At 45.0% G+C, this 14,368-nt stretch carries 11 protein-coding genes; 6 read left to right on the top strand and 5 right to left on the bottom strand.

Annotated features, from left to right (window positions below; all coding sequences use genetic code 11):
• Nucleotides 1-17 precede the first annotated feature (17 nt).
• The 5 genes from F7R24_RS13205 (at nucleotide 18) to F7R24_RS13225 (ending at nucleotide 7,387) form a co-directional block, all read left to right on the top strand.
• Nucleotides 18-1,208, top strand: a complete 1,191-nt coding sequence (locus F7R24_RS13205) for a GGDEF domain-containing protein (protein WP_151671734.1) — start codon at nucleotides 18-20, stop codon at nucleotides 1,206-1,208.
• A 105-nt stretch (nucleotides 1,209-1,313) separates the two neighbouring features.
• Entirely contained in the window at nucleotides 1,314-1,958 is a 645-nt protein-coding gene (locus F7R24_RS13210; RefSeq protein ID WP_151671735.1) for a TetR/AcrR family transcriptional regulator, read from the top strand.
• Complete coding sequence (locus F7R24_RS13215; protein WP_151671736.1) at nucleotides 1,955-3,022, top strand: efflux RND transporter periplasmic adaptor subunit; 1,068 nt, start codon at nucleotides 1,955-1,957, stop codon at nucleotides 3,020-3,022. The genes F7R24_RS13210 and F7R24_RS13215 overlap by 4 nt, the downstream gene beginning before the upstream one ends.
• Complete coding sequence (locus F7R24_RS13220) at nucleotides 3,019-6,072, top strand: efflux RND transporter permease subunit (protein WP_151671737.1); 3,054 nt, start codon at nucleotides 3,019-3,021, stop codon at nucleotides 6,070-6,072. The genes F7R24_RS13215 and F7R24_RS13220 overlap by 4 nt, the downstream gene beginning before the upstream one ends.
• A 10-nt stretch (nucleotides 6,073-6,082) precedes the next feature.
• Nucleotides 6,083-7,387 carry a TolC family outer membrane protein gene (locus F7R24_RS13225; protein WP_240776119.1) on the top strand — a complete coding sequence of 435 codons (1,305 nt, stop codon included), beginning with the start codon at nucleotides 6,083-6,085 and terminating at the stop codon, nucleotides 7,385-7,387.
• Between the two features lie 49 nt (nucleotides 7,388-7,436).
• Here the strand turns inward: F7R24_RS13225 and F7R24_RS13230 are convergent, their stop codons facing one another.
• From F7R24_RS13230 to F7R24_RS13250, 5 genes are all read right to left on the bottom strand, one after another.
• Nucleotides 7,437-8,078: a hypothetical protein gene (locus F7R24_RS13230; RefSeq protein ID WP_151671739.1), complete on the bottom strand. Its 642-nt coding sequence runs from the start codon at nucleotides 8,076-8,078 to the stop codon at nucleotides 7,437-7,439.
• 38 nt (nucleotides 8,079-8,116) lie between these two features.
• Entirely contained in the window at nucleotides 8,117-8,683 is a 567-nt protein-coding gene (gene dcd / locus F7R24_RS13235; RefSeq protein ID WP_151671740.1) for a dCTP deaminase, read from the bottom strand.
• A 136-nt stretch (nucleotides 8,684-8,819) separates the two neighbouring features.
• A complete protein-coding gene (apbC, locus tag F7R24_RS13240) occupies nucleotides 8,820-9,665 on the bottom strand; it encodes an iron-sulfur cluster carrier protein ApbC (protein WP_151671741.1) in 846 nt (281 codons plus the stop codon).
• A gap of 136 nt (nucleotides 9,666-9,801) precedes the next feature.
• Nucleotides 9,802-10,896 carry a tRNA (uridine(54)-C5)-methyltransferase TrmA gene (gene trmA, locus F7R24_RS13245; RefSeq protein ID WP_151671742.1) on the bottom strand — a complete coding sequence of 365 codons (1,095 nt, stop codon included), beginning with the start codon at nucleotides 10,894-10,896 and terminating at the stop codon, nucleotides 9,802-9,804.
• A 41-nt stretch (nucleotides 10,897-10,937) separates the two neighbouring features.
• The gene (locus F7R24_RS13250) at nucleotides 10,938-12,158 is read right to left on the bottom strand and encodes an HDOD domain-containing protein (RefSeq protein ID WP_151671743.1); all 1,221 of its coding nucleotides are present in this window, start codon (nucleotides 12,156-12,158) and stop codon (nucleotides 10,938-10,940) included.
• A 168-nt stretch (nucleotides 12,159-12,326) separates the two neighbouring features.
• On the opposite strand from F7R24_RS13250, the gene metG reads away from it, so the two are divergent.
• Nucleotides 12,327-14,366: a methionine--tRNA ligase gene (metG, locus tag F7R24_RS13255; RefSeq protein WP_151671744.1), complete on the top strand. Its 2,040-nt coding sequence runs from the start codon at nucleotides 12,327-12,329 to the stop codon at nucleotides 14,364-14,366.
• Nucleotides 14,367-14,368 lie beyond the last annotated feature (2 nt).

Genomic DNA, 14,368 nt, shown 5'->3' on the forward strand with positions numbered 1-14,368 from the left:
GCTTTCTGGAAGTGACGATGAAAACCAAAATAATACCTGCACTTTTTGATTCCGCTGAAGCGCCCATGGTGCTGTTAAAGAATCAAGTTCATGAATGGTCAAACTCACGCTTTCGTGAACTCCCAGAATCACTGAGACGCGCTGTACTTAGCTGGGCACTTAAAGATGAACAAGAGTGGCTTGAACTGGACGGTTACCATTTTCAGCGACTCAACAAAGGCAAGCACACCAGCATTCTTGGCTACTTGGTTGACCGTAACAGCCTGCAACGCACCCTACTGTTGAAGCTACTTCCTGAACTCCACCAAGGCGGCGATCCCTATCAAAACACGGCACGCGTACTTGGCCCTCTGCTTGGCTGGGAACACTGCCTGGTTGCAAAACGATCGAAGAAGCGCTCATTAGAGGCCTTGGGTTATTGGAAAGAGGGTGAGATGCAACCACCGACCAATTTGGCATTAACCGGTAATGCAGCACAAGCCTTTTATGAAGGTGAAGACCTTGCTCATCAGTTAAAAAGTGTCGGCAGAGAATTTCCGTTTGATGAACTGCTAGCACAAACCCCTTCAGCATTATGGTTAGGTCAGCGCATCGATTTACCAGAACAAATCGGTGTAGGACATATCTGCGTCTGGAACCCACCAGAACATGTCGATGTTAACTTAGCACAATGGATGCTTACTTTAGCGGCTGACACCCTCAGTGCGTGGTTAGTATGTCATCATGTTTCAGAGAAAAAAGATTACGAACCTTCCAATGAACCGCTTGATCAACTAACGGGATTACCGGGTCCAAAAACCTTTGATTTAGCATTACAACATGCCGTTAAAGCACACCATGAAGATGGAAAAGATTTTCTGGTAGCGTTTGTAGATATACACGCATTAAGACACATTAATGATCAGTATGGTCATGCAAAAGGTGACCAGCTGATTCATCAATTTGCGGATGAGTTACTCAATATGTGTCGCCGTCGCGATCAAGTGTTTCGCTATGCCGGTGATGAGTTTTTACTGCTGATGCCAATCACACAAAGCCCTCCGCCGGTAGCAAAACGCTTAAGTCGAATTAGTAAACAGATACAGGAAAAAATTCCTGAATTTGATCTTAACCTTGCGACCGCTTTACTGTCAGAAGTCAAAGGCAGCGGAGAAGAGCTCATGCTAAGGATAGATCAACGTCTAAAAGCCGCCAAAGAAAGTAACTAAAACGCTTACCACACTAATTTTGTCAATTATTTTGCACGTCCATTATTGAACTGATCGGTCTGTAAATATATCATAGCGTCTTTATAGAACGTTCGGTTTAAAAACATGACAAAAGGTAGACCCCTCACACACAGTCGTGAAAAGCTGTTGGAAAAAGGGATAGAACTCTTTCATCAACACGGTTACCACGGTACTGGACTCAACACGATTTTAGATGCCTGCCAGGTGTCTAAAGGATCTTTTTATAACTTCTTTGATAGTAAAGAAGCTTATGCCATTGCTGTTATCGAGTTTTACCAAGCACTGGAAATTGATCGCTGGAACCAAGAGTTCTCGTTATTAGAAGGCAATCATTTTGTAAAGTTAGGCAAAGCTTTAGCTCAAATGATTGAAGAGCTGGACAGTTGCAACGAAAATGTCGGCTGCTTAATTGCCAATCTTTCGGGAGAAATCGGTAATGCCTCACCAGAACTCAGACAGGCGATCAAACAAGCGACTCAGCGCGTAATACGACTGATAACGGAAGACTTTTTGATCTGCCAACAAGAGGGTAGCGTAAGGACCGATTTGCCAGCTAATACATTGGCGCAAATGCTTTGGGACTGCTGGCAAGGTGCCCTGTTACGAATGAAAGTCGAAGACTCCCGTGCGCCGTTACGTCAAACCATCACATTACTGTGGGAACATATTTTACCTCCGCAGACGTCACCTCAATCTGAATTTGCTCTAATTAAGGATAAACAGGCATGAAAACCCACCAAACATCTCTGAGTAAGTCACTCTCCATTACACTACTCAGTGTTGGTCTTGTGTTTGCAGCTAATAGTGTCGCTCAACAAGGTCAAGGCCTTCCGGCAGAAGTGTTTCAAGTAGAATCCAGTTCCCTGAACCACGTGCTGACGACCGTTGGAACATTACGTGCCAACGAAGCCGTGATCCTTCGCCCTGAAATTAGTGGTCGTGTATCCTCCATCTTGTTCAGGGAAGGTGAGATCATCGAAAAAGACCAGCCCTTGATAGAGTTAGACAACACATCCTATGCTGCAGAGCTCGCACAAGCACAAGCCCAAGCCAATCTCAGTCGTATCGAATATCAGCGTGCGGCAGATTTGTTAGAACGACGCGTTGGATCACAAACCGATCGAGACACTCGCTTAGCGCAATTGCGTGTCAATGAAGCTCAAGTTCAACTGGCGCAAGCGCAACTGGCCAAAACAACACTGCTGGCTCCTTTTGCCGGTGAAGTGGGACTTCGCTATGTGAGCCCCGGTGACTTTGTTTCTGCTGGTCAGGATCTCGTTGAAGTGGTCGACACTCACGAAATGAAACTTGATTTTACGCTACCTGAGAGGAATATCTCTCAGATACAAGTAGGTCAAACGATTGAAGTGGTTGTAGACGCACTGCCAGGACAAGCCTTTCAAGGCGAAATTTATGCCATTTCTCCCTCTTCTCGCTCCGGCAGTCATAATTTAAGCATCCGAGCTCGAATTCCGAATGAAGATGGACAGCTACGCCCTGGGCTGTTTGCTCGCATCACCATCATTACCGGTCAAGATCCCGATGCCTTAATGGTGCCAGAAGCAGCGATCATCCCGCAAAACAATGAATTTTTTATCATGCGTTTAAATGATGAAAACCAGGTCAGCCTTGTCCCTGTCACCTTGGGTAGCCGCCGTATCGGTGAAGTGCAAATCCTCAGTGGTCTTGAAGTCGGTGATGTCATCGTAACTGCGGGACATATCAAACTTCGCCCGGGCATGCCTGTTACGCCACTTTTTCCTCAGAATGACACGCAAGGATCCGATGCATGATACTGTCTGACATCAGTATAAAACGTCCCGTGCTTGCCACGGTGATCAGTTTATTGATATTGCTGGTAGGTCTTATCTCTTACGATCGACTTACCGTGCGTGAATACCCAAAAATCGATACCCCAGTAGTTACCGTTGACACACGCTACTCCGGTGCCAGTGCGTCTATTATTGAATCTCAAGTCACCAAAATTATAGAAGATTCACTGTCGGGTATTGAAGGCATCGACTTTATGAGTTCGATCAGCCGTTCAGAACGCAGCCAGATCAGTGTCACCTTCCGTATTGATCGCGATCCAGACTCTGCCGCCAATGATGTGCGTGATCGCGTCAGCCGTGTTCGTGGCATGCTTCCCGACGACATTGACGAGCCTGTCGTGGCAAAGTCAGAAGCCGATGCTCAACCCATTATGTGGTTAGCCATCTCTTCAGATGTCCATGATCCCATGGAAGTGACTGACTTTGCTCAGCGCCGTGTTCGTGACCCTCTACAAACCGTCACGGGCGTTGCCAATGTTCAACTCGGTGGTGAGCGCCGTTATGCGATGCGGATCTGGTTAGATCCTGAGCGTATGGCTGCATATCAAGTAGTCCCCCAAGATATTGAAGCGGCTCTGTTGGCGCAAAATATTGAACTGCCTGCGGGCCGTATCGAAAGTGTCGATCGCGAATTCACTATCTTGGCACAAACTGACCTAAACGAAACGGAAGAGTTTGAACAGATCATCATTCGTCAGGATGATGCTTATCTGGTTCGCGTGTCGGATGTAGCACGTGTCGAAATCGCACCGGAAGCGTCACGAAACTACGCACGCTTTAACGGCGTTAACGCACAAGGCTTGGGTATTGTTCGTCAATCGACTGCAAACCCATTGGATGTTTCTGACGGCGTTAGAGCGATGATCGCAACAATTGTGCCCACACTACCAGAAGGCATGAAACTAGAAGTCGCTTATGACTCCTCCATCTTTATCGAGCGATCGATTGAGTCGGTATATCAAACCTTAATGATCGCTGGCATTTTAGTGGTCATCGTTATTTTCTTCTTCCTCAGAAACCCCAGAGCAACCTTGATTCCGGTGGTCACCATTCCATTATCGCTGATTGGTGCATTTGGGATGATGTTCCTAATGGACTTCTCCATCAACACACTGACCCTACTCGCACTGGTATTGGCAATCGGGTTGGTCGTGGATGATGCGATCGTTATGCTTGAAAACATTTTCAGACATGTAGAAGAAGGACTGGACCCGATTCAGGCTGCATTTAAAGGCAGTAAAGAGATAGGGTTTGCGATTGTTGCTACGACCGCCACGTTGGTTGCCGTTTTCGTTCCTGTGAGTTTTGCCAGTGGGCAAACTGGCCGACTCTTTACCGAGTTTGCCTTAACACTGGCCGGTGCCGTGGTAGTGTCCACCTTTATTGCCCTAACACTCTCCCCCATGCTGTGCTCTCGGCTACTACATCATGAGAAAAAGCACAGTGCAATCTTCAACTTAATCGAAGGTTGGTTAGTGGGTTTGAGCAATGGCTACCACTGGTTGTTAGAAAAAACATTAAATGCGCGTATTTTTGCACTCGCGTTAATGTTTGCAAGCTTGGCAGGTACGGTGTATTTCTATCAACAACTTCCGCAAGAGCTGGCTCCTATAGAAGACCGTGGCACGATCATGACGTTCTCTGTAAACCCAGACGGCTCATCAGTTGAATATGTCAATCGCTATGCCAAACAGGTGGAAGCCATCATCAATAATGTTCCTGAGAGAACTCAGCACTTTGGCATCACTGGATTCCCCAGTGAAACCAACTCGTTAACCTTTGTTCGCTTACAAGACTGGGAAGACCGCTCTCGTTCGCAACAAGACATAGCTGCCGAACTCACCGGTCAGTTATATGGTGGTGTACCCGGTAACATGTCTTTCGCCATCAACCTGCCCTCTTTAGGCCAAAGCTTTATCTCTCGCCCTGTTGAATTCATTATTCAAACCACAGGCGAATATGAAGACTTAAAGGTCATCACGGACCAAATGTTAGCAAAAATTGCTGAAAATCCTAATTTCCAGCAAGTGGATACCGACCTAAAGTTAAACAAACCTGAAATACAACTAACACTGAACCGTGAAAAAGTGGCAGAAGCAGGTCTAAGTGTGGCTGAAGTCGGTCGTAGTCTAGAAACCTACATGTCAGGCCGCTCTCTGACGCGCTTTAAAAAAGGTGGTGAACAATACGATGTTATTCTTCAAATTGAAGATGAATTCCGTCGCACACGTGATGACCTGTCTCGCATCAATGTTCGCTCTTCAACGGGTGAAATGATTCAACTCAGCAATTTAATTACCGTTGAAGAAACAGTTGCACCACGAGAACTGAATCACTTTAACAAACTAAAAGCAGTGAAAATTCAGTCGATGCTAACACCCGGTTATAGCTTGGGAGACGCGTTGCAGTTCCTTGAAGAGACACTAGCGGAAGTCGATCCAGACGCACTGTTTGACTTTGCCGGTCAATCGCGTGAATTTAAAGAATCAGCCAACACCATGCAGGTCACTTTTATCCTGTCACTGATCTTTATCTTCCTTGTGTTAGCGGCTCAGTTTGAAAGCTTTAAAAATCCGCTTATCATTATGTTGGCGGTACCACCTGCCTTGGCAGGCGGATTGATTGCGCTTTATTACTCGGGTGGCAGTATCAATATCTACAGCCAAATCGGCTTAATTACGTTGGTAGGACTGGTAACAAAGCATGGTATTCTGATCATAGAATTTGCCAACCAGCTACAAGATAAAGGCCTAGAACTGCGCGAAGCGATTATCGAGGCAGCGTCTATGCGCTTGCGTCCCATACTGATGACCACGGGCGCTACGGTTCTCGGTACCCTCCCCCTTGCTATGGCGGTGGGCGCTGGTGCAGAATCTCGCCATCAAATCGGCTGGGTCATTGTGGGTGGTATGTTATTAGGGACCCTATTAACATTGTTTGTCATTCCGACAATCTATAGTATTTTTGGTAAACGTAACTTTACATTAGTTGAGCCTAATTATGAAAACTAAGGACTGTGCAGTGAAAACGCTTAAACGACTTCTTCTCCCATCGCTGATTAGCACCACGCTAGCCGTCTCGGGAATGGTTTCTGCTGGACCACTGGCAGACCTGTATCAATTGGCTTTGGAAAACGATCCACAACTCAAGCGTGCTGAAGCTGAGTTTATGGCTGGGCAAGAGGCACCTATTCAAGGTCGAGCGGGATTGCTACCCAGAGCTGAGTTTAGAGCAAATACCTCGCATAACTCTGAACGTGCAGCCAATGGCGCTAGAGGCTCAACGGGCTACACAGTGTCTTTATCTCAACCTGTATTTAATGCCAACAGCTACTATAACTTTAAGCGTTCAGAGCTAATTGCGGAAAATGCTGCGACTACTTTCGAACAAGCAGAGCAACAAATCATTATCCGCAGTGTTGAAGCCTATCTTGAAGTACTAAGATCGATGAGCACTTTAGACAATGCACTCGCCCAAGAACGTGCATTGCAGCGTCGTTTAGATCAAGTGAATGCTCAATTTGAAGTCGGCTTAATAGCCATTACAGATGTTCAAGAAGCGCAAGCAGCCTATGACTTAGCCGTTGTTCAACGTATTGATGCGGAGGGTTCGCTCAGTAATCGCTATGAAGCACTGGAGCGTCTAGCTGGACAACCCTTTAATGATCTTGCTTATCTAAGCTCGGATTTTCCCGTAGTAGCTGTTGAGCCTAACGATCCGCAACCCTGGATTTCAAAGGCACTGCAAGATAACTTGAACCTTCGACTTGCAGAAACACAAACAGAAATATTACGTCGAAACGCGCAGAGTATCCGTGGGAATCGTTTACCCGAAGTGAGTGTAGGTATAAGCCACAATAATAGCCGCAGTCATGGCGCAATGAATGATAGCTGGCAAGATAACAACACCATTCAACTAAGCATGAGTGTTCCATTATTTGCAGGCGGTGGACTCAGTTCACAGCAACGCCAAGCAGAACATGAGCAGATCGCATCTGTTCATCAAAGCGAAGATACACGCCGTGCGGTGATTGAAGGCACCCGTTCGCTAGTCAGAACCCTTCAAACCAGTGCTCAAGGCGTTAAAGCGCGCCAACAAAGCATACTGTCACGTGAAACTGCATTAAGGGCCACTGAAGAAGGTTTTAACGTGGGTACACGTAACGTTGTTGATGTGTTGCAAGCTGAGCAAAATCTGTTTGAAGCGCGTCAAGCCTATGAAAATGCACGTATTGATCATATCAATGCGCTTTTTCAGTTTAAGCAGACAATCGGTACACTAAGCCCTGATGATCTGTTTGCATTAGATGAGTGGCTAGTCGATTAAGTTAATTTTTTGTACTTCGCTTGGTTATCGAGCGAAGTACAAACCTATTTTAATGAAGCGTGATGCCCAATGGTTTGACTTGTTCCTTCATTTCATCAAAACGCTCTCTTAACGTTTCTAACGGGAACAAACCAAAGTCCAAAGGATCTTTAGGTAACTCGTACCAATCCAATGACCAAACACGCGTCATTAATTCAAATTCACCAATTAACGCATCCATAAAAATCATGACCGCTTCAACACGTGGATCCATATCCAAGATATCAGGAAGATCATCTAGATAAACCGCTAATTGCAGCTTACCTTCGATCAATCGCAGCGAACACCAAAACTCATCAATTTGACAGACATCATCACCCAAATTGACACGAGCAGGTACTGGGTTACAACGCTCATTAAAAGCTTTAAATTGAATACCACTCAGTGCAGGGGCCATGCTAACCAAACTAAGAACAGAATGAATAGACTCTGGGTAGCCGTCACAGCCAAAAACCATCTCTACGGGGCCTTCATCCGCATCTCGTTCAAAGTGAAAAGTCAGGTTTCGATCTATTTTTTGTAATGAGACACGATACTCTTCAAGCAAGTGTTCATCATCAAAATAGGCATCACCTTGACTCTCAAGCAACTTATCAAGAGTCTTTTCAATTTGGCTCCAAAAAGCCTGTATCTGTTCAAAATCTGTGATCATAGATCCTCGAGTGATTTATTGTCGGCTCATCTAAACCTTTAGGTTCTGGGAACCACGACACCTGTTTGCCCTTGATATTTGCCCGCTCTGTCTTTGTAAGATGTTTCACATACCTCATCTGCTCCTAGGAAAAGCATCTGAGCCACACCTTCGTTGGCATATATTCTTGCAGGCAAGGGCGTTGTATTGGAAAACTCAAGGGTGACGTGACCTTCCCACTCAGGTTCCAGCGGTGTCACGTTAACAATGATGCCACAACGAGCATACGTACTTTTTCCTAAACAGATGGTCAGCACATCTCTTGGAATACGAAAATATTCAACCGTTCTTGCTAAGGCAAAAGAGTTAGGTGGAATAATGCACACATCGGATTTCACATCAACAAAACTGCGTTCATCGAACTGTTTTGGATCTACAATGCTAGAATTGATGTTAGTGAAGATTTTAAACTCGTCTGCACAACGCACATCGTAGCCGTAACTTGATGTTCCATAAGACACAATAGGCTGATTATTTTCGCGTCGAACCTGGTGAGGCTCAAACGGATCAATCATCTGTTGTTCTTGCGCCATCCTGCGAATCCAGCGATCTGATTTGATACCCATACACGCTCACAATGTTGTCTGAATCAGTAAAACGTCTATTTTAACCTGATAGACAAAAAAAAACCGCCCCTTTTTACAGGGGCGGCAATAACCTGATACTTAACTCAATGGGAACAAACTTCTTACTACTAGCGTATCAGTCGTTGTAGACAGCGATCTTGGGGCCTGAGTTCCCAGCCGCTGCAATTTTTTGAGTCTTTTCTGCTAATTTTTTCGCAATATCACGGTAAATATCAGCAATTCGACCTGCTGGCTCAGCAGCCACACTCGGAGTACCGGTATCCGTTTGTTCACGAATAGACGTTAACAACGGAAGCTGACCTAAAAGCTCTGTTTGATACTCTTGTGCGATGCGCTCACCACCACCCGAACCAAATATCGCTTCCTCATGTCCACAGGCACTGCAGATATGTAAGCTCATATTTTCAACCACACCCAGTACCGGAATGTCCACTTTACGGAACATTTCGATACCTTTTTTGCAATCAAGCAAAGCGATATCTTGAGGTGTGGTTACAATCACTGCACCCGTAACTGGCACTTTTTGTGAAAGTGTCAGTTGAATATCACCGGTACCCGGTGGCATATCGACCACCAAGTAATCGAGATTATCCCAACGGGTCTGCATCATAATTTGCTGTAATGCACCCGCCGCCATAGGGCCACGCCATACCATGGGTGTAGAATCCGTCACCATAAAGCTCATCGACATCACTTGAATACCATGCGCTTCTAAGGGTAAAAAATGCTTATCAACATCCGCTTTCGGACGCGTGCCTGAAGGAATGCCCAGCATCATACCCTGACTAGGCCCATAAATATCAGCGTCCAGAATGCCAGTACGGTAACCTTCTGCTGCCAAAGCCAGCGCAATATTGACTGCAGTCGTCGATTTACCAACACCACCCTTTCCTGAGGCAACAGCAATAATCTGTTTGACTCCCTCAAGACCTTGTGGAGCGCCCATCTGTTGTACTGACATATGATTACTTCTCCAAGACAGTTCTTTTTATATACTGTAACTATACAGCTTTATTTCCGACAAATTTACTAGGTTATAGAACTGAAAGCAACTCAGATTCCATAAGAATTACTTATAGATCTGAGCATTATTAAGATTATCGACGCACCAACCATACCCCACATTCCATGTGATCGGTGTATGGAAATTGATCAAACAATGCAAAACGTTCTATACGATGAGTTTCGCAAATGGTATGGAGATTGTCTTTTAAGGTGTCAGGATTGCAGGAAATGTACAAAATTCTATCGTATTCTATCACCTGCTGAACGGTATCAGGATCTAGCCCAGCCCTTGGCGGATCTACAAGAACTGTTCCAAAGTGACAGGTTTCAAGATCTAATCCGGCGACTTTGCGTGTCTCCAGTTCACCCCGTAAAACCTTAACGAGATCCTCAGAGGGCATACGCAGCACGTCGATATTCTCGATGCCATTATCACGAATGTTATCACGAGCGGCTTGTACCGATGTTTTAGAAATTTCGGTCGCTACCACTCTGCGAAAGTTTTGCGCTAAGGGCAGTGTGAAATTACCGTTACCACAATAGAACTCAACCAAGTCAGACTCTTTTGCTCCGTCAGAGGTCACATCTAACGCCCATTCAATCATCTTAATACAGACTTGTGCGTTGGGTTGGGTAAAACTGTTTTCTGTTTGAATATAGCGATAGACTCGGTCACCAATAGGCAAACTTTCAACCACATGATCACGACCCAAAACAATCTTTTTCTTGCGCGCACGACCGATCAAGTCAATGTTAAATTGCTGCTGCAAACGCATCGCTTCATTAACCCATTCATCACCGATTTGGCGGTGATATAACATGGATACCAGTAACTCACCCGATAACGTACTTAAGAAATCAATCTGAAATAAGCGGTATCTTAATTCATGTACTTTCGATATCTGCTCTAAAAAGTCAAACATCATGTCATGAATCGTGTTAGAGACCATAGGGCAGTGAGTTAATTTGACTGGCGAACGATTGTCACCGGGTTCAAACATCACATAGTTAAGGTCGTCACCGTCGTGCCAAGTGCGAAACTCGGCACGCATACGGTAATGTTCGGGAGGTGACGGGAAAAGATCAATTTCTGGTAAATCAAATTCAGAAAACTGAGCCAACACTCGCTGCTTCTTAGTAGCTAGCAACTCAATATAACGATCAGGTTCAACCTGAGGTAAGGACATATCAGCCTCTGTCAGTTCACAAAAACAAAGGCAGAATAGTATCAGTTGCGCATCACACGGGCTACATCATGTGCTACCATCTCCCACTTGGGTAGCTCATTGATGACACCGATAGAGGTCAAATAATCACGTGAAAGCCTTCCACCCATATTGACCCCCATCGCATTAAATAACGGTGGTAATAACGAATCAGCGAGATGAACAGCCGTTAATGCTGAAAATGCCATATCACCAGAAGCATTCGGTACATGGTGAAACAATACTGCGTGCACCATTTCAGGCGCTAGATTCCAACGATCTAATAGAAAGGCACCTGCTTGAGCATGAGTCGCTCCTAACATCAGCTTTTCAACCACATACAAGGGTTGATTGAGTTCGTGTGCACGAATCATCACCTGATGATACTTTTCGGGATCACCCATGGCTAACACCAGCATACCCACATCTAAAAGCAAACCAGCAAGACGAGCTTGGGCTTGCATGTTGCGGTCATAACCCGCTTGCTTAACGATGTCTGCCGCTAATTGGCTGACATAAACAGATCTCTGCTGTAACTGGTCAAACGAAAAGCCTCTCCATTCAGGAGTTTGGGGCATCGCTTCGAACAATTGTGCCGTTAATACGAGGTCGCGTATGGTTCGCAATCCCAGTAAGTTAACCGCTTCTTTTACTGTAAAGAAATTATGTGAAGACAATCCAAAATAAGAGGAGTTAACCAACTGAAGAATTTTGGTCACTACACCCGGGTCTTTTTGAACAATGTCAGAAATTTCTTTAATACCCGCGGTCTCGGAACGTAAAGCCTCATCAAGATCATGTAAAATTGCCGGAAATGATGGCAAGTGTCCTAAGGAAGAAACGTAATCTCTTAGCTGTGGTTGGTTCAATAATTGCTCAGCACGAATCGCACGATCAACCGCTTCCGACAACTCCTCTTCAGAGTGATCAATAGACAAACAGCGATGAGCTACCTCAGCAGCTTGTCCTGCTTCAAATGGTTTTAAAGAATGTGTAATTAATATGCGTCCCAGACCCGGATGATCCTTTCGCGCAGATCTTAGCAATGAAATGGCATCTGAAAACTCTGAATCTGTTTTAATCACTAACACATGAAAGCTAACATGATCAGCTACCAATAACTTTTTGGCTTCTTCGATAGAAAACACTTTGGTTTGCTGAGCCGAGAGCGGTAATTCAGCCTCGTGTTTATGAGGATTTAGTTCACAAAAAAGAACCAGCTTATCCGAAAGTGCGTCACTCATTATTGAATCCAAAGGTATAAAAAAATTGATACATATAGATTAGCTTTGTTTAAAACCCATGTAAAAGACTTTATAAAATCACTCTAAGGTTCATTAGGCAAAAAAATCAGCGTAGAATCAACACATCATTTGTAAAATCACACTGCCAATCGAACTTTTGAGCCAACTATGACAGCTAACTCTCGTAAGATCCTTGTTACTAGCGCCCTTCCCTATGCTAATGGTCCTATCCATCTTGGACATATGGTGGAATATATCCAGACTGATATTTGGGCCAGATTCCAACGCCAACGTGGTAACGACTGCATTTATGTGTGTGCTGACGATGCCCATGGCACACCGATCATGCTGAAAGCCAACCAAATGGGTTTAACCCCTGAAGAGTTGGTAAGCAAGGTCAGTATAGAACACCAACGAGATTTTGCAGGTTTTATGGTGAATTTTGATAATTACCATTCAACCCATTCAGAAGAAAACCGTCACTACGCTTCATTGATTTATGAACGCCTTCGTGATGCTGGTCATATTGCACGTCGAACGATTACGCAAGCCTATGACCCTGAAAAAGAGATGTTCCTACCGGATCGTTTCATTAAAGGTGACTGCCCTAAGTGTGGCGCGAAAGATCAGTATGGCGACTCTTGTGAAGCCTGCGGTGCTACTTACAGCCCCACCGATCTTAAAAACGCCTACTCTGCCATTTCAGGCGCCAAACCGATCGAAAAAGAATCAGAGCATTTTTTCTTTAAACTCGCTGATTTTGAAGACTTCTTAAAAGGCTGGGTTGCTGATCATGTGCAACAGCAGATGATACATAAACTGCAGGAATGGTTTGATGCCGGCCTGCAACAATGGGATATCTCTCGCGATGCACCTTACTGGGGTTTTCAAATCCCAGGAGAAGAAGGAAAATATTTCTACGTTTGGCTAGATGCACCTATCGGGTATATGGCTAGCTTTCGCCACTGGTGTGAACAAAACAACGTTAATTTTGATGATTATTGGGCACCCGATTCAACGACTGAACTGTATCATTTTATTGGTAAAGATATCGCCTACTTCCATACCCTCTTTTGGCCAGCAATGTTAAAGGGTGCCGGTTTCCGCACACCGACCGGTGTTTTTTGTCATGGTTTCCTAACCGTGAACGGACAAAAAATGTCTAAGTCTCGTGGCACCTTTATCATGGCAGAGACCTATTTAAAGCACTTACGTCCAGAATATCTGCGCTACTACTTTGCTGCAAAACTAGGATCAGGCATTGATGATATCGACCTAAGCCTTGAAGATTTCCGTTTGCGTGTCAATGCGGATCTAGTGAATAAAGTCGTTAATATTGCCAGTCGTTGTGCCGGATTTATCAGCAAGAAGTTTGATGGTCAACTGGATAGTCAGCTAGCGGAACCTGAACTCTATCAACAAGCAATTGCCCTTAGTGAAACCGTTGCTGAAGCTTATGAGTCACGTGAATATGGCAGAGCCATGCGTGAAATCATGCACTTAGCTGACAAAGCTAACCAATATATTGACACTGCCGAACCTTGGGTACTGGCTAAACAAGAAGGTAAAGAAGCAGAAGTTCAAGCTTGCTGCACCATGGGCATCAACCTTTTCCGAGTGATCATCAGCTATCTAGCACCGGTTCTACCAGCGGTCGCTGAACAAGCAGCGGACTTCTTAAACATTGAAGGTTTTGCGTGGGATGCTATCAAAGAGCCTCTGCTCAATCATCGTATTAACAAGTTTAAACCGCTAATGCAGCGAGTTGACCCAGAGATGATCGAAAAAGTGATCGAAGATTCAAAACAAGACCTACTTGAAGCTCAGGCTGTAGTGTCAAAAGCAGCGGTAAAAACTGAACTAGAAAAGGAACCCATTGCCGAAACCATTAACTTTGATGATTTCGCCAAACTGGATCTACGTGTTGTGCGTATCGCTAAAGCAGAAGCGGTCGAAGGCGCTGATAAGCTATTACGCTTAACACTGGATCTTGGCAGTGAAACTCGAAACGTGTTTGCTGGGATTAAATCGGCTTACGCACCAGAGCAGCTTGAAGGAAAACTAACGGTCATGGTCGCCAACCTTGCCCCCCGTAAAATGAAATTTGGTGTTTCTGAAGGTATGGTGTTAGCGGCAGGACCGGGTGGCAAAGAGATATGGATTCTTGAACCTAATGAGGGTGCCCAACCGGGTATGAGAATTCGCTAGAA

The organism is Nitrincola schmidtii (assembly GCF_008973715.1).
GTDB lineage: Bacteria > Pseudomonadota > Gammaproteobacteria > Pseudomonadales > Balneatricaceae > Nitrincola > Nitrincola schmidtii.